Genomic DNA, 17,753 nt, shown 5'->3' with positions numbered 1-17,753 from the left:
TCACACATTGAAGTAAACAGGACTTAGGTTTTAAGGCCTACTTGGGTAAATCCCTACTAAGGCGATTACGAAATTGATAGCTAAATAGGGACTTCTGTTATCAAAAGGAATTCCACTACCTGTAGCTGATACTGCTGCTGGGTTTAAAGTTGCATTAGGAGAACTTCCATACGCATTGACATTCACCATAGGGCTTTGCCTATCTATTTGAAATTGTGGTGCTGCTGGAAATCCACCAGCTGGACTTTGAGTAGTTGCAGCCTGATTGCTCACACTGACCATATGATTGTGAGGGGGTAAATTTGAAGTGTTTAAAGTGACCTCTTCCGTACCACCAGCCTGTCCTTGAATAACTGGTGCCAACCCTGGCCCATTACCAAAATGAATTGGCCCTCTACCTCTCAAATCGGGGAGTGCAAATGTAGATTTCCCATCTCCACCATAGGTAGTCCCAATGAGTGCGAATAATGCCTGATACTGAGAAATAGGGAGGATTTGTCCTCCGCAGAATGCCCATCCACGAGGTGCAAAGTCACCGGCGAACATCATGATTTGTCCAATAAATGGTTCCATTTTTTATTAAATTAAAATTGAAAATAAATAAGACTATTGTGGAAATTGAAATCAAATAGTTGGTCAAGTAAATCAAAAGTTTATTAACTGTATCTTAGAATTAAAGATTATATATCACTAGAATTCAATCAAACACAATATTTTAACCTGTAATTTTTATTAAGAATAATTAATTTTAATCGTTGTAAATATTGTAATTAAACAAATAATTAAAAAACTATTTCGACTTTTTTTCACCAAAAAAAAGCACAAAAAAACAAAATACATTTTAACAACTATAAAATATAATTTTAAGATCTCAAAATATAACTACCTAATATTCAGATATAAATACAATACTCTCTTAAATATGAAATGCTCTAGTTAGTGGTCACTAATTTTAAAAATGTAATTCTTGAATGATTCAAATCATTGAGAAAAATGATTTAAAGGTTCATAGCCAGTGTTCATTCTAGTGTTAAACATTATATAAAAATTAAATTAACTCAATCTTTCATCTAACTGCTTATTGGCTTGATTTTCTAGATTCAGGCTCTATGTGGAATATAGTGGGTAGTCGAATTTGAGTTTCCCAGAGATAAAGTAAATCATATTAATGAAATTGGATATATTCCTGTAACCTCTAGCTCTTTTTTTTGCTATTTGAATATATTCCTTCAAGAACACCATTTGTTAAATTAGTTTCTGTGTAAGTAATAATACCAAACCAATGTGTTTGAATTGTCTTAGCCGCTTCAATAAAAGGGAATATACCTGATTCCTTCACTAAATCGCACCAGTATGCCAGGTAAGCTGTGGCTTGTTCTGTGTCCTTGAAAGTCCAGAATTCATTGAACAACTCTTTCAATCTGTAGGCATTGGATATTCCGGAGCATGTTGACCCCTCTAATCCGGAATATCCACTTGATGGTAAATACTGATATAAATTCTTATGACGGCTCACTGATGAAACAGGTAAGAGCCATTGAAGCCCTGAGCGATCAAGAATAGAAAACCGACTTTTCTATCGTGGACGCTTTAGTGGAAAAAAAAAATTAAAGGACGCTCTCTCAAACGTCCTTACTGATTTAAAATAACAAAAGCCATGGATTTCTCCGTGGCTTTGATTTATACTAAATTGTTTTCTATTTCTGTCTTACGTTTAAAATAAAGTTCTAACGCTCCGGGTTCTCTATCCACTATTTGTTCATTATGGTTTTCATTAAAGCATAATTCATAATAGCCCCACATAGCTTCTTTATCGAATGGAAAAATTCCATCATCTTCACTATACAATTTAAAATGCCAACGAGTACTTATTGATGCATCCGTAACTTCAAATAGTTGATAAGGAAAAAAACTTGGCCTGCTCTTTTCGTCTACAAGATACCAAAGCTGTTTTTTAGCCAGTACGATGCCCATTACCAAATATTCCTTTTCTAATTCAAGACCAAAATTGAAGCTATTAGGAACGCTTGGTGGAACATTATCTGGGTCATTGTATTTGCATAAAACTTTCATCACGGAGTAATAAATTTTAAAGTCATCAATAGATATAATTCTCCCATTTTTTTAAGCGTTATAGTGTATTTCTATTCCGTGTGCCGTTTTGTTGGTCATTTTACTCCATCCACTCCAACGTGGGTCACTCAATGATTTTTAATGATTTGACCTGCTGAAGGATTAGACAATATTTCCTTCATTGCCAGCTTCTCTGTGAGATTCGCAGCTGTGGTACCTCAGGTAGAACCTAATCCTAAAGACTTTAACAAGTTCGTACTCCCCTTAGCGGCAACTACTTCAATCTTTGTATCCTATTCTTATACTGTGAGCTCTAAACTCCTCAGCTTTGCGATTTTCTTATCCTGCTTATTTGCGTCTATCTGCTTTAACAATTCATCCCTATTGGTTATAGTGCCCTTCAAGCTTTGTAGCCATTTGTTCATATCAATATTCCATATATTGAATGATTTAATATCCCAACTTTTTTTATTGATTTGTTCCAATACGTTTTGAGCTTCTTCATCTTTGCCACATTATTTAATTTAGTGTAGTTTTCAATACAATTATGAAGTCAATTAGCTTTGGTAAACGGCTCACAGAAGTGAGAAAAGACAAAAAAATGTCGCAGGACGAAGTGGGCAAACTCGTAGGTGTTCACGGTGCTGTGATTGGTAGGTATGAGCGTGATGAAGTAAAACCATCTATTGAGATGGCCACGCAGTTGGCCGAAGCTCTCGAAGTGTCTTTGGATTATTTGGTAGGCTCTACCGATGTACTACTGGAAAAAAGTATTGTAAACCGTGTTCTTGATATACAAAAACTAAAAGAGAGCGAAAAACAACACGTCTTCGCTCTCCTTGATGCTTTTATTAAGCAAACTAAGTTTCAAAGTATTATGTAGTAAAAAAGCCCGATTTAATCGAGCTTTGTGGTTAAATATCAGGTAACTTTTCAGGCTTTAGCCAAAGCGATACAAACTCTTTATCATCATCTATAACTGCAACGCAGTTATTTATAAACTCGACTGCATTACCTTTCTTTTCAGGGTTTCCTATGCACACCCAACCGCTTTGAACATTGATGCATACAGGATATTCATAGTTATCATCATCATTTACTCCATAGGCAAAGCCATAGTTTAAATTATGCTCAACTCGTAAACAGCCCTTTTTATATTCGGGAACTTGGTAGTTTGATTTCATTGATTTGTCTAATCCACAAAAGCCAGTTATTTGAACAATAGTATCATCAATAACCGACAGACTTATTTTGTTTAGTATCAGCTCAAAATCACAACTTTTCACAAATGGCTCCATATCAAAAGAGTATTCTTCTTGAATATATGTTAGAAGTCGTTGCTCTACAGGATGTCCGTATTCAATAATAAATTTCATAACACAACCTATTTAACTGTTTTGAAAAGAAAATGATAGATTGTATTAGTCTGAGGGTTAATGCCTAACTCCCAAACTCCTTGCGAACCATTAAACGTTCCAGGTACTTTGTAATTCATTCCCCCTTTAAAGTATGCATCAGGTACACCCTTACCCTGTTTCATAATATTGGTAATAGTAGAGGGAGAGTTCATATACGGTCTTGAAGCTAAATGCTTAGCAGCAGTCTTCGTAAAAGCATAGTTCCCAGCTTCTATCGCCTTAATGCCCCCCTTAGCGGCAACTACCTCCCTTTTAAAACACCACTGGTAGCCATTCCTCCAATAACCAAGGATTCTATTGAATAATTGGGGTTAATTGCACCTGTGGAAAGAGGTAAATTGTTTGCTATAAACATTTGACCACCTTTAGTGACCCATAGCTCATTTAACAAATCGTTGGTCTTTCCCCACAACCAAGGGATCTTCATTTGCTTTCCAACTACAAGAACTTCTCCAAGTAATATATCTACCTCATTTGGCTCTGGCTCGTAAATACTCGATATTTTTGCAGGATTATTTCTCCTCTGCATTCTCCAGCCTCCCATAACCGCACCTAGACCAACAGATCCCAAACTTAATGTTTCATTTGGAATTCCACCTGAAAATGCACTACCTGAAAACGAACCTAAAGTACCTCCCATAAAGTATGATGCATTTATCCCTAGTCCCGCAGCATTCAATCCTGCAGCAAAGGTATAGCTAGCACCAGCAGTCAATCCACCTGTTAATGCCCCTTTCCCGATTTGGCTTGCAAATTGTCCCCAATCCCAACTATTTCCGGCAGTCAAGCTTGAAGCATAGAATAAGGCACTTTGCGTAGCTCCTGCTGCCATAGCCCCCAGAACAAGTCCTGCCAACTCCCCATCGGGATCAATCATCATCATTGGGTTATTCCCCATTGCTAAATACGGAGAAGCAAATTGATCCTGTGGGTCTACTCCAAACCATCTCACAAGCGCTGGGTCATACTGCCTGGCATGAAAGTCATACTAACCTGTAAGTTCTTCATAATTCTTCCCCTGAAATAAATCTTTCGTCTCTTTATCGCTAGTCCTGACGTTGTTATTGGCTATCAAGCCAAATGGATAATAGTCGATCTGCTGAACGATATAAGACTGTGAAGTCATGATCGTAAAGTCATCAATGAACGCTTCTGACCCTGTATTGGAATCGTTAGATAGGTAAATATAAAAATATCCAGGCTCTTCTGCTACAACTTCTTGAAATAACCTTTCGTGTGGAACATTGGATCCGTCCTCTCTTGCACTATTGGACATTTGCACGAACCCTCCATATTTATAATTCATCTCACGATCAAAAAAGAGATAGTTTAAGTAGGTTGGAGGAGGAAAGTGAGGAAATAGGGTATTTCCTGATCTCTAATTTGATAAGCCTAACCCAGAACTAAAAGCAATTCTTGAAAACTGGAATTACTCCTGACAACTGTAGAGAATCCAGAAATAAAAAAGTCTAACTGCAATCAATCTACACCTAGTGCCATCATTATTCTTCGCTCAGCCGGGGATCGTTAAAGGCTCTCAGCTTCCAATTTGGGAAAATTTATGAAATTCACCTTCTAGAAACGAAAAAGAATAAGGCATTATCTTCTCTTTAAAAGTAACAAAAAAATCAAGCCCAACAATAACAGGTTAATAACCACTATGCAATAAAGTAAAAATAATGGCTTGTCGATATCGTTATCGGTTTCAATTCCATGTTTCCAATCAAGTTTTTTTCTACCCAAATATGATAACTCCATCTGAAAATCATAAAGGATAATCATTCGGTTAGTATGCATCCAATTTTGGTACGAATTCTCATCAAGATCAACTGAAGATGGTTCTGGTAAATACAGGTTACTTAAACCTATGGGATTCGAGAAATTTTTGGCTCCACCGCACTCCTTCAAAACCATATCACCATTTTCTGACTTGTAAAGATAGACCAACCACAAATCGTCCAATTTTAACTTTTCGAAAAATGTAGGAATTAAAACCATGACATCTTCTTTTACTTCTCCCTTAAATGTTTCATATATCTTGAATTGAACTGAATCCGCAGTCAAATCCTTCACCGTACCAATGAAGATCAATTCAGCAACCTCACTGTTTTCCACGTAGTTTACAATAGGACAGTCTATTGCAGATGCTGTCTGGAGAGTAAAAACCAATATCAAAGTAAAAATTGTGTTTTTCATTTCTGTTTATAAAAACCTCTAAAAGCTCATATTCAAAACTTTATTCTTTGGTTTCAGTAAATCTATAAATCTATTCACTAAAAACTTTAACACAATTGAACGTGTCTTTCCTAACTATAAATTGATTCATGTATCCTTTTTTTTTAAGAAATTTAGTGCCCTATTTATAGTCCATAATAGGTTTGTTTGACATTTTTCTAGAAATATACTTCTTTCCGTTCTCAATACTTTCAAACTCTTCTTTGATTTGAAAACAATTTCCATTCTATTCACAAGTTCCTGCTCACAATCAAGATCCTCTTCTTGTTCCGAAACATGAATTTTGTCTGAACAAACAGCATACTTTCCAAAATTGTAATCCAATACTTCCGCATCTAAATGATAAGCATAATCCCCCTCCTCCGTGAAGTGTAACTCAACATATAAACCATCTTCAAGACATGATGCCCAACTTCCTATTAACAATTCTTTGGATAAATTGGCTTTATCTTTAGGTTTACAATTTCCTATTGCTAATAAAATTGAAAGAAAAAACAAATTATTTACCATACCAAATATAATTTTGGGCTCTTAACCAATAATCATAACCATGTCTATTATAATGAATTGAACCAATTATTTGAAACTTCATATACTTAGGACTGTCAAAAAACACCGATACTGTATTTACTGTTTTCCGTGTCAATATCTCTAACTCGTATTGAGATCGCTTTCGGTCAAAATTCTCTTGCTTTAATCTTCAAAACCATGGGGTAAAATATTTCGACAACAATAATCATTCTCACTAATGGATCATTCAATTTTTCTTTATTGTATAAGAACCCCTCAATAAATAATATAGGATTCTCTACATTATTTAATTTGGCAACTATATATTCCTGTATAAAAGGATCTTGCCCTTTTGATTTGGCAAGAGCATACAAATATGCACCATCTTTGTTAAAGTATATCATCGAGTTTAAGTTCGGAAAATCTTCGAGAGTCTTATCTGATTCAGTTTTATCCAAGCCTTCAGCATCTTCAAATGAAAGCAAATCTTTAAAGTCCTCATTTAATTCTGTTGAATCTACAGCTTTAGAATAAAATTTCTTGAGATTTATCAATTCTCCAATATCATAAAATCCTTTATATCTTTCTCCAAAATAGAGATAAATTTCTTTTCGCATTCCCGACTTCTCCATTTCAACAAATGATTTTTCCCCTTGAATACTTTGAAGCTTTTGTTCGAGCATAACACTCTCTCCAATTAAGGCTTCTAAGAAATCATTAATCTTTTGAATTGATCCACTATTTTCTTCAACACTATCTCCTAAGAATAAATTAAATGTTTTCATCAGATTCTTTATTGGTTGAGTATTTTCCTCTCCAAGAACTGAATAAAAACAATCCAACTGGGAATCTGAACGTGACTGCCCTTTACACCCGAAGACCAAATAAAAACTCAATATAAGTAACAAAAACCTCATGATTTACCTATTTATGAAATTGACAGCATTCAGCCACAAACTATGGGAATGTCTATGATAATGTATCCAACTTATCTGATGTGCAGCCCAATATTTGGAATTATCATAAAGTGTAAGTCGGTGGGAAACTCTAAGATCAACATCTCCAATATTAAAAGATTTGGAATCTAACCGAATATCAAAATCTTTATGCTTATACATGTATATTTTCCCAATTTTTTCTCCACTCAGATCACTCCAACCTCCTTTTCCAACTGTAATGGTCGAATAATCAAACAAATCCTGTATTCTAAAACCATCTGGGAATTGTTCATACAAAAATGGAACTTTGCCACGATTGTACAACCGTGCCACTCTAAATCCTTCCACTAAACCTTTATATGGATTTTCACTCAAATCAATCGGACTCCATCCGTTATTCTGAATCTTCCGCAGAACTGCACGATCTTTCAGTCCTTCTATTCCAGCATGTGTTAAATGATTCAACCCTGCAACAGTAGCACCTACAGCAGCACCCCTCCAAAAATCTCCCCCAGTTAATTCGGCTCCAAGCCCCCCAGCCAATGTTGAACCTGCAATTTGCTCAACTGGACTCAATCCATGCGCAGCAGATCCAACTAGAGAGCCAATACTTCCTGCTGCAAAAGAGGATAAACTTGGAGTTAGTCCAAAAGCCGAACCAACCATCATATTTGCTTGGCCATGCATCATTGCTCTTTTAACTTCCCCTGCTACACCTTGACTACCCACTGGCCCCATTATTGATCCAATTCCAAATGACACAACTCCTGAGACAGCTCCCATACCTAGCGATTTGCCAAACTGACTCCAACTCCAATTGTCAAAACCACCTTTGCTGAATGCAACATTTGCTGTATACCCTGCACCACTAATCGCTGCTCCAATTCCCAATGTGGCCAGAAAAGCCAACTCCCCATCGGGATCAATCATCATCACTGGGTTATTCCCCATTGCTAAATACGGAGAAGCAAATTGATCCTGTGGGTCTACTCCAAAATATCTCCCAAGCGCTGCGTCATACTGTCGGGCATGAAAGTCATACCAACCTGTCAGTTCTTCATAATTCTTCCCCTGAAATAAATCTTTCGTCTCTTTATCGCTAGTCCTGACGTTGTTATTGGCTATCAAGCCAAATAGATAATAATCGATCTGCTGAACGATATAAGACTGTGAAGTCATGATCGTAAAGTCATCAAAGAACGCTTCTGACCCTGTATTCGAATCGTTAGATAGGTAAATATAAAAATATCCAGGCTCTTCTGCTACAACTTCTTGAAATAACCTTTCGTGTGGAACATTGGATCCGTCCTCTCTAGCACTATTGGACATTTGCACGAACCTTCCATATTTATAATTCATCTCACGATCAAAAAACAAATAATTTATATATGCCTCAGGAGCATCTCCTTTATCATCCTTTCCAGTCATCAACCCAGCAAGACTGGCATTATTATTTGTACTGGTACGCATTGTAGTGGATATTCCTCCATCTACCCCATTGAAATTGGGTCGCATGCAGTTATGGCCATCAAAATCGCCATAATTGCAGGATCCTTTTTAGCTTCACCAATATCTATATATTTGCCAAAGACTTCCATTCTTACCGTATCACCCGGTAATACAGAAACAGACTTGGCAAGTCCAATATTCTCTCCATATCCTCCCGTCAGGCGCATTGCATAGGTTGATTCTTTTCCTTCTGTATGGTTAAGCATTTCAGCAGAAATCCTAACCATATCATCATAGCCTATAAACTGGCTAGATTCACTTTCAATAGATTCAACTTCAAAGCCAGCAGAAGCAACAAATACACCTGGATCTTCTTGGAGGACAACCCTGGTATTACCCAAGTAATCAACCAAATAATATTGATATTTAAACCCATCATTGGCTCTTACCCGACCTAAATCATGATAAATATCAGTTAAAACCCCGTCTTCAAAAACCAATTCCCCTACGTAATCCAATGTTCTTGTGGGCACATTATCAGAGCTGTTATAATATGAAACATTCAAAAGAGATCCATCACCACCATATGCATATCGGATGTTCTCGCCTGTATCAAATGTGATTTGCACAGGCCTATCCATTAAAGTAAAACTAATACTGGTAATCTTTTTGTTTGCATCGCTTATTAAAAAACCATTGGCATTGTATAGATAGTCTGTTCCAGTGGGATTTCCATCACTAAAACCTTCAGCACTTTGCCCAGCTGGTGCACCGTCGGAAACGGAAGTCAATATATTTCCATTGTATGTATATGACAATAAATCAATTTGTTGTGCGCTACCTGACATATCTTTGTTTCTGGTCAATCCAATATTGTTACCATTGGCACTATAACTTATCCCCTCTTCGGTCTACAATTGATTTGGAATCCAGCTAGTCCCATTATATTCTCTATAAGCAGAACCAGTCAACCTCTTTGGCAAATCATAGGTATAATTGTATGCTTGGATGTTTTGAGATTCATAGTTTCTCCATTGATTTGATGTAATCATACCATCCAATCTAGTTTCATTTGAGGTACCACTTACTTCGTTATAGTCGAGCTTTTGATTAAAAACCAACACATTGTTGGAAAATTGATAGGTGACTTCTTCAAGCCATCCTTGAATAGAATTCGTATTGTTTGTTTGATACAAAAAACTCCCACCATCATTTCTACTATGATGGACAGAATTGATCACGTGTCCAAGCTGGTTGTATTCATAGGCACTCAATAAAACCTCTGGTGATTCATTTACTTGGTGGTAAACCCTCAAGGGTCGACCTGCATGATCATAAGTAAACCTTCGTTGGATAGTTGTAGTCAAGTTTGAGCCATAACTATAGGAAATGATATTTTTTTGAACCTCTCCCGAAAAAGCATATTGATTGGTGGATCGTACTATCCCATCAACACCCATATGGTGCGATGAAACAATTTGGATAGGTTGATAGTATTCATCTTAATAACTTACACTATATTTCCAATCACTATTATTACCAAGATTTTTTTTGTCCCCGTTGACAAGCCCTTTACTCCTGTTTCATATGTGACAGGGGTAAAACCCGTAATACTCTGGAACTCCATATTTGAGCCAAAATTTAATCCTCCAGTATTTTCCAAAAATGAATAATCATCAAAGAATGAAATAGCCAATACATTTTCTATGGTTACATTTGTAGGATAAGATGAATTTAAGCTGTAGCCTACATCATTGTTGGCATAGGATTCAAACCTTATTCCTGTAGAGTTCTCAACTTGGTCTCTTAGAGGCTCCAAGGTTAAATTTTCCTCAAATGTCCCTATTATGATTGGCCTGTTGTGAATATCATATTTTACAAAGGTCCATTCTGGGTTTTGTCTTTTTAAAAAAGAGCGAACTTATTAAACAGACTTGCTTGATTTGCATGCACTGAAATTTAAAAATTCGAGATTTTCAGGCTAAACCCCTACCCTATTCTGAGTTTTTCGATACAATTTTCATTTTAACACTTAGCAACTTCTCCTAAAAAATCCCAGAATATCAAAACCCAATTTTATACAACTGCTTGTATAAAAGCCTGTTTTGTACAACTCCTAAAGGGTGCATCATTGATAAATATGTTTCAAAGGGTTAAATTAAAGAAAAAGCCTAATGATGAAACAGACCTTCTATTTGGGAAAAGAAAATGAAATGATGCGTCATGAAATGGTTGCTTGCTTTGGGAAAATTAAATATCCTTCTGAAGCAACCGCATGGCTAGTCTTTTATAGGTACTATTATTCTTTTGGAAAAAGGGGTAAATTCGTTCGTGACCAACTCTTAGAACTCAACTGTTACCATTGCAAGTTTTGTGGATCATGGCATTTAGGTAGGCAAAGAGCTTATAAATACAACAAAAGACTTAAGCTAAAAAGTAACTCATCATAGCAAGCTAATTCGTATCCTCATTTTTTTGAATACCAAAATTTTTGATCGCCCATGTTAGGATGGCTTTAGAAAGACCATTTTGAGAGACATTCATAAACATGGCCAAATACTTTCTTGTAATATGAAATATAAACGGATTAGTTTTGACCAAAAAATCCAATTTGTCACTTAAAGTATCATGCTCGTGTATTTGCTGGTAATGGCTGTAATCGGATTTGATTACTTTTTTGATATGTTTGCTTAGTTTATCTCGGGCACCATCAACAGACTTCAAAGATTCCATTAAATAGTCAATTGGAATAGCAGTTAGAGACACCTTATTAACAGCAACCCATTCATGAGTATCCACTTTCTTTTTGAAATAGCCAGTTGGGTCAGTTAGAAAAATAGATTGCATCAATTTTATTGATTTGTAAACTATCTTTTGCTCATGGGATAGCGTTCCCAATACAGCACCTTCATGTACAAAGATCAGGTGAGGGACATCCGCATAGGGGAATTTGATTTGCTCTCCTTTTAGAAAAACAACTTGTTTTGCATGTTCAAAGACCTCTCGAAAAGCTGCTCTAAAAAGCAGTCCATGCCTACGAGCGTAAATGCCAATGTCCAATATATATTTTATATTATCACCCAACAATTGATAGCTTAAGTCTATAATTAACATATTAATTTAACAAACTATCAGCAAAAAAAGTAGAACTACAATTTTTTATTTGGGAAATCAGTCCAACAAAACGCCATTTTATCAAACTAGGGAATCAAAACGCCATTTTATCAAACAGCTGACTATCTGCCATTTGTAAAAATTAAAATCGCTTTCTAGCTTTGATATGAACGAAGCACGAAATAAAGCTGCCCGATCCTATGGGAATGGATGCATGAATACCAAGTCCATTCCCCGGCAGTAAAGTTAGGCTACTCCAACAGATGACTAACAAAAATTGATCAAAGGATCGGTAAAAAACTAAGTCAATATATCAACCTCCATGGCACATGAGAAAGGACATGCAAAACATATGGAAAGGTAAGTATTCACCGATCATTGTCCCTGTGATTGCATTTCTAGTCAGCTTGCTTTGGACATATACTGGCCTAGACAAACTGCTAAACTGGAAGAAAAGCTGGAATGCATTTCATAACCAAACTTTCCCTTCCGACTTGGCTGACAGCTTAGCCTATGCTGTACCAATACTAGAGTTGATCTTAGCACTCATGTTGGTCTTCCAACTGACTCGGTGGTGGGGCATGATAGGCTCACTCTTACTCATGACCATCTTCAACACCTATGTAGGTCTTGTCTGGCAGGGAGCATTTCCAAGAGTACCCTGCAACTGTGCAGGATTATTGGAAAGAATGAGTTGGCAAAGTCACTTCTGGTTCAACAGCTGCTGCATAATCATTATCATCCTAGGACTATGGTTCTGGGATCAAAGAAATAACAACTCCGTCAAGGACGCTTGATGCGTTGTTATAAAGTCTACCCTATCTCACAGAGGCTTGGCAGTGAGGCAAGCCTAGCAAAAGGTAGCATGCGGGAATATAGTATGATCGATCTACTAAGGATTCCCAATCCCTGAAAAGGGACACTTAAATTAATTCAAACCACTGGAGCAATCTCAAGATTTGGGATATATGCTCTGGTACAAAATTTACAAAAATGAAAAAAGTAACCTCGTTGCTTCCAGCACTCGGATTAGTGCTCGGAGCAACAATGGCACTGGCTTTTAGCCTGCCACAAATTGAAGATGAACCAAGGTATGGCACGCCAGACAATGGTGTAACATGGTACGATGTGACTGAAGTAGATCACGGAGGAAGTGCAAACCAGTTTCAATGCGACTCCGAAGTATCAGCTACTTGTTTGTATTCAGAGCCTGATTTAGATTTCCCAATCCTAGGTGAGTCCGGAAACTTTGCACCTGGTTCGCAATTAACCCCAATTCCGCCGATGTAAATCATGGATTTTGGAATTTACTATACAGGGGAGCATAAAATCTTGCTCCCCTATTAATAATATCATCAAGGATTCTGCTCCAAATCATTATAATCTAATTCCACTTCAGGAATAGGTAATACATATCGGGAATCCCCTGGGATTAATGTCGCGTTTTTATCACCTATACTTCTTTCAAGGGTCACTGCAAACCTTGGGTCTCTATTTAGTCTCCGAAGATCAGACCACCTATTGGTGCCTCGAAACAACAATTCTTTTCTTCTTTCAATAAGTATTATCTGCAAAGCTTCTTCTTGACTATTTGTCATGTACTCCATGTAATCTGATGTCTCATACCTTGTGACCAACAAGCTATTCAACATACTCATTGCTTCTGGAATTTTGTTAAGTCTGGCTTTAGATTCTGCACTTATCAAGTAAAGTTCATTTATAGCCAATCCACTAAATTTCATAAAAGTCCCAGTGTAACTTCCCTGGAAGTTAGCCCCACCCAATGAAAAGTTCTCATAAAAAAACAACTGCTTTCTCAAGTCCCTTTCATGGTAAGAATTGTATAATGTTGAGTCTACGAATACAAGTTCTGAACTGTGAAATGAATCATTGGCCAATTGTTGAAAGTAGATCACTTCTGGATTATCAAATGGTATGGGATATACATACTGAGGGACGGGCATTGTCGAAGCACTAGCTAAATAGCTATAATCAATCAATTCTGAATTGATTTGAAGAGAAAGATCTGCATACAATTCAGCTTGAACATATTCCTCCGATGCTAAAAACATCCTTGCCAAAAGCGCATAAGCTGCCTGTTTTGAAGGGCGGTTTGGAAATACTGGCTTGTCGGGGAGTAATTCTGCTGCTGCTTTGATATCTGACGCTATTTGATCGTATGTTTCTTGTAGACTAGCTCTCTTTTCCCAATTATTAATGTCAGCATCCAACTTGAGGGGAATTCCCATTCCTTCCGTTTTATCATTCCACGAGTAAAATGGTGTATATAATTGACTCAATTCAAAGAATGCATTTGCTCTGTAGAAAAGGGCGCTACCCATGACCCTGTTATATAACTCTTGTTCACTAGGCTTTGTATTGATTTTTTCAAGTTGTTCTAAAACAATATTTGCATAAAAAACCTGCATATAGGGTAGAGACCAATCAGGAACAAAAGTCACTCCCTCATAGACTTCTTTTCTCCATAAGTACGCATCTCGCTCCCAGTCTTGTCTAAATCCTAACCATCCTGACTCTGTAGTAAAAACATCATCAGAGCTAATCAATGAAATTGAGGGAGAAACATTCATAACAGAAGAATTATCCAAAAGGGCACTTAAATCCATCAGGTTGACGGGGACTACCAAGTCCTTGCTTGGTTTAGAGTCTAGAAATTCTTCACATCCTGGAAGAGTTAGCACAATCAGAAGTTTAATAAGAAAGTATTTTATGTTTTTCATAGCTTATTTATTTAGTAATTTGGTAGCGTCCCTTAATATTACTCTTAAAGGTAGATTAGGCTACAACATTTGATTTTCCAGTGTTAAATTGTTAAAAATCAACCCTTACACCGAAGGCAATGCTTCTTAAAGCCCTCATGCTTTGGAAATCAGGATCAAGCTGATCATCACTTGCTTTCCAGAGTATTCCAATGTTATTAGCATAGCTATATATCTCTGCTCTTTGGAATGGCAATCGTGCGAACTTCCTTCTGTCTAATGTATAGGAAAGCCTAATATCCTGTAGTCGTATGTGATCTCCTTTTTCTACTAACACACTCGAGAACTGATAGAAATAATTCCTGTTTGTGTCAGAACCTTGAGGCATAGATGGGATTTGGGTATGTAATTCATCTCCTGGGTTTTGCCATCTCATTTCAAAATCATTATGGGTAATCCTGCCATTTAGCAATTCAAAATAGTTGACAGAAGGCCTTCTGTAGTAGTAACCAAGTCGGTAACTGATATTAAAGGATAGGTTTAAACCCTTCCAATCAAATGAATTCCTTAATGCACCAAAAACGACGGGTCTTCCTGAACCATGATAGATCAATTCATCTGGAGTAGTTCCAGCAATGATCTGGCTGTAAGCAGTACTGATCTCTCCATCAAGATACCCTAATGGATTCCCATTGTCGGGGTCTAGCCCTGCTGTAGGTAAGCTATAGATGGAAAACAAAGGCATTCCTATTTTGGGCGAAAGAATTGGTCCAAGATACTCCCTAGTATTACTTTCTATTTGGTAACTGGTTACTTTCTCATCCACAAAACTGAGTAAGAAATTGGTATTCCAATTCAGTTTACCTTTTAGATTGTGTGAGTTAAGGTTTAAGTCTACTCCATTTGTTTTGGTATTTGCATAATTCCCCCTGAATTGGGTCATACCAGCACTTGGTGGTATCCTCATGTCTCCTATAAGATCTGTCCCATTCTTCGTGTAGAATTCTACACTACCACTCAAAGTCGAGTTCTTTGTTTCAAAATCTAAAGCAAGATTAAATACACCTATTTTCTCCCATCTAAGTTCAGGGTTTGGGGGATTAATAATTATTGCACGCCTGATTCCAGGAGGAACATCATGAGAAGAACTTATTGCATATATGGCTGTAGTATAAGAGCTCAATGATTTGTCAACGTTCCCGTTATAACCATATGTGGCTCTAAGCTTCAAGTATGGAAGCCACCCTGAATGATAAAAATTCTCTCTACTCACTATCCATGCAAACCCAGTTGACCAAAGTGGAACTCCTCTCATATTGGTCTCAACCCCAAAAATATTTGAAGCATCTTTTCGAATACTCGTAGATAGAACATACTTCTTGTCATAAGTATAAGCTGTATTGAAATACATCGATACAAACCTATCAGTCACACCTGTATGACCTGCACCTGCTCCAATGCTAGAAAGCGAATTGTTGTGGTATAGCCTAAACCTAGTAGTATGATCTACAGGAAGACTTATCCCTAGATCGTCGTTATAACCATAGTATCTCGTGCTGTTGCCTTCAGATTGTAAATCTTTCATCTCGAAGCCTGCCAAAGAGGAAATATTATGCTTCGTATTCCAATCTTTTGAATGTGTCAATTGACCACGTAAGCTGTGACTATACATATTAGCCATTCCCAGATCTAAAATTCCACCTTCAGGTATAGCTAAGAATAGGCTTCCGTCAGCATTTCTTTGAGTAAATCTGTTGACCTGATTTCTAGCATAATAGCTTCCTTCAGGCCTGTGGTTTTTATTGGATGAACTATTCGCCCAATATTGGTACAAAACCTCTGCCTTAAGTCCATTGGCAATATTATATCCTAGGGTAGTATTTACCCGAATATCATTTTGGGAAGAAAGATTCGAGTTCAATCCAATCTCCTCCAATGGTATATAACTCCAGTCAAGCAAGCCTTGTCCTGCAATGCTCTCGATGTACCTTCTGCTATATCCTTGTGTAATAGTGGTCGGATTACCGTTTTCATCGACTAGCCTTTCATAAGGATAAGGTGTTGGTACTTCCGTGCCTGATTCTGTGTAACTATTGGTGTAATACATCCCCAATGACACCTCGAGTCTATTTCTCAAAAGAGACCAGTGGTTTTGTGTATTGAGTGATATTCTTTGTCTCCCGTTTCCTACTATCGTAGCGTCGTTCTTGTCGTATCCCGCAGAAAAGGTATACCGATGTGTGTTTCCTCCACCACTAATATTTAATGCAAGTTGCCGATTGACTGTAGTTCTATAGAAATGATCCGAGAGATCAGAGCGTGAATCTTGATTTGAAAATGCCAACAATCTAGCAGAAGATTCCTCTGGTGAAATTCTCCCTTCCCTTTCTGCGACCAATGTTTCCACGACAGGAGAAAGTGGAGGACGTGCTGCGGCATTAAGTTGGCTGTTGTAAAATCCCCTATCAAACAGCATCTTCTCCACAGAAATCAAGTCATCAAACCCCATGTTGGGATAATACCATAGATCGGGCTTTTCACCAAAAGTAATGTTGCTGTTAAGACTTACTTGAGGTTCCGATCCAAAACGTCCCTTTTTGGTTGTTATGACGATCACTCCATTTCCAGCCCTAGCCCCCCAAATAGATGCAGCAGCTGCATCTCTCAAAATTGTAATGTTTTCTACATCATTGGGGTTGATGTTCTCAATAGGTCCATCATAGGGAAAATTATCTATAACAATCAAAGGCTTGGACTCTGCAAAAATGGTACTCCTACCCCTTATACTAATCGGGTCACTGCCTGAATAAGTATCTCTATTGAATATCACACCTGAAGCCACATCTTCAATCCTTTCAAGAATATTGGTGCTTACTCTCCTATCCACCAATTCGTTGTCAACAAAAACAAATGATCCAGTCGCACGCTCTTTTGGGAGCTGCTGATAACCAGTAGAAACTACCTCTACGGCTTCTAATGAAAGTTCATCCTCTTGCATCAGAATCACCAGTGGCGAGGACTGGGGTACTGCTATTTCTATAGATTGGGTAAGATAACCCAAGAAAGACACTTCTAATTGATAAGTTCCGCCTTCCACCATAACTTCAAATTCGCCATTATCATCAGCAATCGCCCAAACGACTGAGTTTTTCAGCTTCACCATTGCTCCAGGTAAAGGACTCTCATCATTTTCGACAAGCACTGTCCCAGTAATGGATCTTGTTTCCACACCCTGCGCATGGAGTTGAGTGAAAATGATCAGGTATATGCCTATTATGAGTAATATTTTTTTCATC

Annotated in this window: 17 protein-coding genes and 2 pseudogenes; 3 read left to right on the top strand and 16 right to left on the bottom strand. The window is 37.4% G+C overall.

The genetic code is table 11. The annotated features are described in order from the left end of the window. Nucleotides 1-30: 30 nt before the first annotated feature. The 3 genes and pseudogenes from MM239_RS15000 to MM239_RS14990 all read right to left on the bottom strand — a co-directional run bounded on the left by MM239_RS15000 (nt 31) and on the right by MM239_RS14990 (nt 2,076). On the bottom strand, nt 31-573 hold the full coding sequence (locus MM239_RS15000) for a phage tail protein (protein WP_241349069.1): 543 nt from the start codon (nt 571-573) through the stop codon (nt 31-33). Nucleotides 574-1,107: 534 nt separating this feature from the next. Continuing rightward, a pseudogene (locus tag MM239_RS14995) lies at nt 1,108-1,438 on the bottom strand (ISL3 family transposase); the annotation flags it as partial. Between the two features lie 242 nt (nt 1,439-1,680). Continuing rightward, entirely contained in the window at nt 1,681-2,076 is a 396-nt protein-coding gene (locus MM239_RS14990; RefSeq protein ID WP_241349067.1) for a hypothetical protein, read from the bottom strand. A gap of 544 nt (nt 2,077-2,620) precedes the next feature. Here MM239_RS14990 and MM239_RS14985 point away from each other — a divergent pair. Continuing rightward, a complete protein-coding gene (locus MM239_RS14985) occupies nt 2,621-2,956 on the top strand; it encodes a helix-turn-helix domain-containing protein (RefSeq protein ID WP_241349066.1) in 336 nt (111 codons plus the stop codon). A gap of 31 nt (nt 2,957-2,987) precedes the next feature. On the opposite strand, the gene MM239_RS14980 is transcribed toward MM239_RS14985, so the two are convergent. The 11 genes and pseudogenes from MM239_RS14980 to MM239_RS14930 all read right to left on the bottom strand — a co-directional run bounded on the left by MM239_RS14980 (nt 2,988) and on the right by MM239_RS14930 (nt 11,737). Further along, nucleotides 2,988-3,449 carry a hypothetical protein gene (locus MM239_RS14980; protein WP_241349065.1) on the bottom strand — a complete coding sequence of 154 codons (462 nt, stop codon included), beginning with the start codon at nt 3,447-3,449 and terminating at the stop codon, nt 2,988-2,990. Between the two features lie 283 nt (nt 3,450-3,732). Further along, nucleotides 3,733-4,467: pseudogene (locus tag MM239_RS14975) on the bottom strand (hypothetical protein); the annotation flags it as partial. A 12-nt stretch (nt 4,468-4,479) separates the two neighbouring features. After that, a complete protein-coding gene (locus MM239_RS14970) occupies nt 4,480-4,797 on the bottom strand; it encodes a hypothetical protein (RefSeq protein ID WP_241349063.1) in 318 nt (105 codons plus the stop codon). A gap of 293 nt (nt 4,798-5,090) precedes the next feature. Continuing rightward, a complete protein-coding gene (locus tag MM239_RS14965; RefSeq protein WP_241349062.1) occupies nt 5,091-5,687 on the bottom strand; it encodes a hypothetical protein in 597 nt (198 codons plus the stop codon). 126 nt (nt 5,688-5,813) lie between these two features. Then, complete coding sequence (locus MM239_RS14960; RefSeq protein ID WP_241349061.1) at nt 5,814-6,236, bottom strand: hypothetical protein; 423 nt, start codon at nt 6,234-6,236, stop codon at nt 5,814-5,816. Nucleotides 6,237-6,403: 167 nt separating this feature from the next. Beyond that, nucleotides 6,404-7,021 (bottom strand): hypothetical protein, encoded by a 618-nt coding sequence (locus MM239_RS14955; RefSeq protein WP_241349060.1) that lies wholly within the window; start codon nt 7,019-7,021, stop codon nt 6,404-6,406. Nucleotides 7,022-7,156: 135 nt separating this feature from the next. Then, nucleotides 7,157-8,689, bottom strand: a complete 1,533-nt coding sequence (locus MM239_RS14950) for an RHS repeat domain-containing protein (RefSeq protein ID WP_241349059.1) — start codon at nt 8,687-8,689, stop codon at nt 7,157-7,159. After that, nucleotides 8,665-9,489, bottom strand: coding sequence for a hypothetical protein (locus tag MM239_RS14945; protein ID WP_241349058.1), 825 nt, complete (start codon nt 9,487-9,489; stop codon nt 8,665-8,667). The genes MM239_RS14950 and MM239_RS14945 overlap by 25 nt, the downstream gene beginning before the upstream one ends. 45 nt (nt 9,490-9,534) lie before the next feature. Beyond that, nucleotides 9,535-10,083, bottom strand: a complete 549-nt coding sequence (locus MM239_RS14940; RefSeq protein ID WP_241349057.1) for a hypothetical protein — start codon at nt 10,081-10,083, stop codon at nt 9,535-9,537. A gap of 50 nt (nt 10,084-10,133) precedes the next feature. After that, nucleotides 10,134-10,442, bottom strand: a complete 309-nt coding sequence (locus tag MM239_RS14935; RefSeq protein ID WP_241349056.1) for a hypothetical protein — start codon at nt 10,440-10,442, stop codon at nt 10,134-10,136. Between the two features lie 635 nt (nt 10,443-11,077). Beyond that, nucleotides 11,078-11,737 (bottom strand): cyclic nucleotide-binding domain-containing protein, encoded by a 660-nt coding sequence (locus MM239_RS14930; protein WP_241349055.1) that lies wholly within the window; start codon nt 11,735-11,737, stop codon nt 11,078-11,080. Nucleotides 11,738-12,066: 329 nt separating this feature from the next. On the opposite strand from MM239_RS14930, the gene MM239_RS14925 reads away from it, so the two are divergent. Together MM239_RS14925 and MM239_RS14920 are read left to right on the top strand one after the other, a co-directional pair. After that, on the top strand, nt 12,067-12,534 hold the full coding sequence (locus MM239_RS14925; protein WP_241349054.1) for a MauE/DoxX family redox-associated membrane protein: 468 nt from the start codon (nt 12,067-12,069) through the stop codon (nt 12,532-12,534). Nucleotides 12,535-12,748: 214 nt separating this feature from the next. After that, entirely contained in the window at nt 12,749-13,027 is a 279-nt protein-coding gene (locus MM239_RS14920; protein WP_241349053.1) for a hypothetical protein, read from the top strand. Between the two features lie 65 nt (nt 13,028-13,092). On the opposite strand, the gene MM239_RS14915 is transcribed toward MM239_RS14920, so the two are convergent. Both MM239_RS14915 and MM239_RS14910 read right to left on the bottom strand, forming a co-directional pair. After that, the gene (locus MM239_RS14915; RefSeq protein WP_241349052.1) at nt 13,093-14,478 is read right to left on the bottom strand and encodes a RagB/SusD family nutrient uptake outer membrane protein; all 1,386 of its coding nucleotides are present in this window, start codon (nt 14,476-14,478) and stop codon (nt 13,093-13,095) included. Between the two features lie 91 nt (nt 14,479-14,569). Then, nucleotides 14,570-17,752, bottom strand: coding sequence for a SusC/RagA family TonB-linked outer membrane protein (locus tag MM239_RS14910; protein WP_241349051.1), 3,183 nt, complete (start codon nt 17,750-17,752; stop codon nt 14,570-14,572). Between the last annotated feature and the right edge of the window lies 1 nt (nt 17,753).

It is taken from the genome of Belliella filtrata, assembly GCF_022549775.1.
Lineage (GTDB): Bacteria > Bacteroidota > Bacteroidia > Cytophagales > Cyclobacteriaceae > Belliella > Belliella filtrata.
The sequence above is the reverse complement of the archived record's forward strand: the minus strand, read 5'-3'. Positions and strand labels throughout refer to the sequence as shown.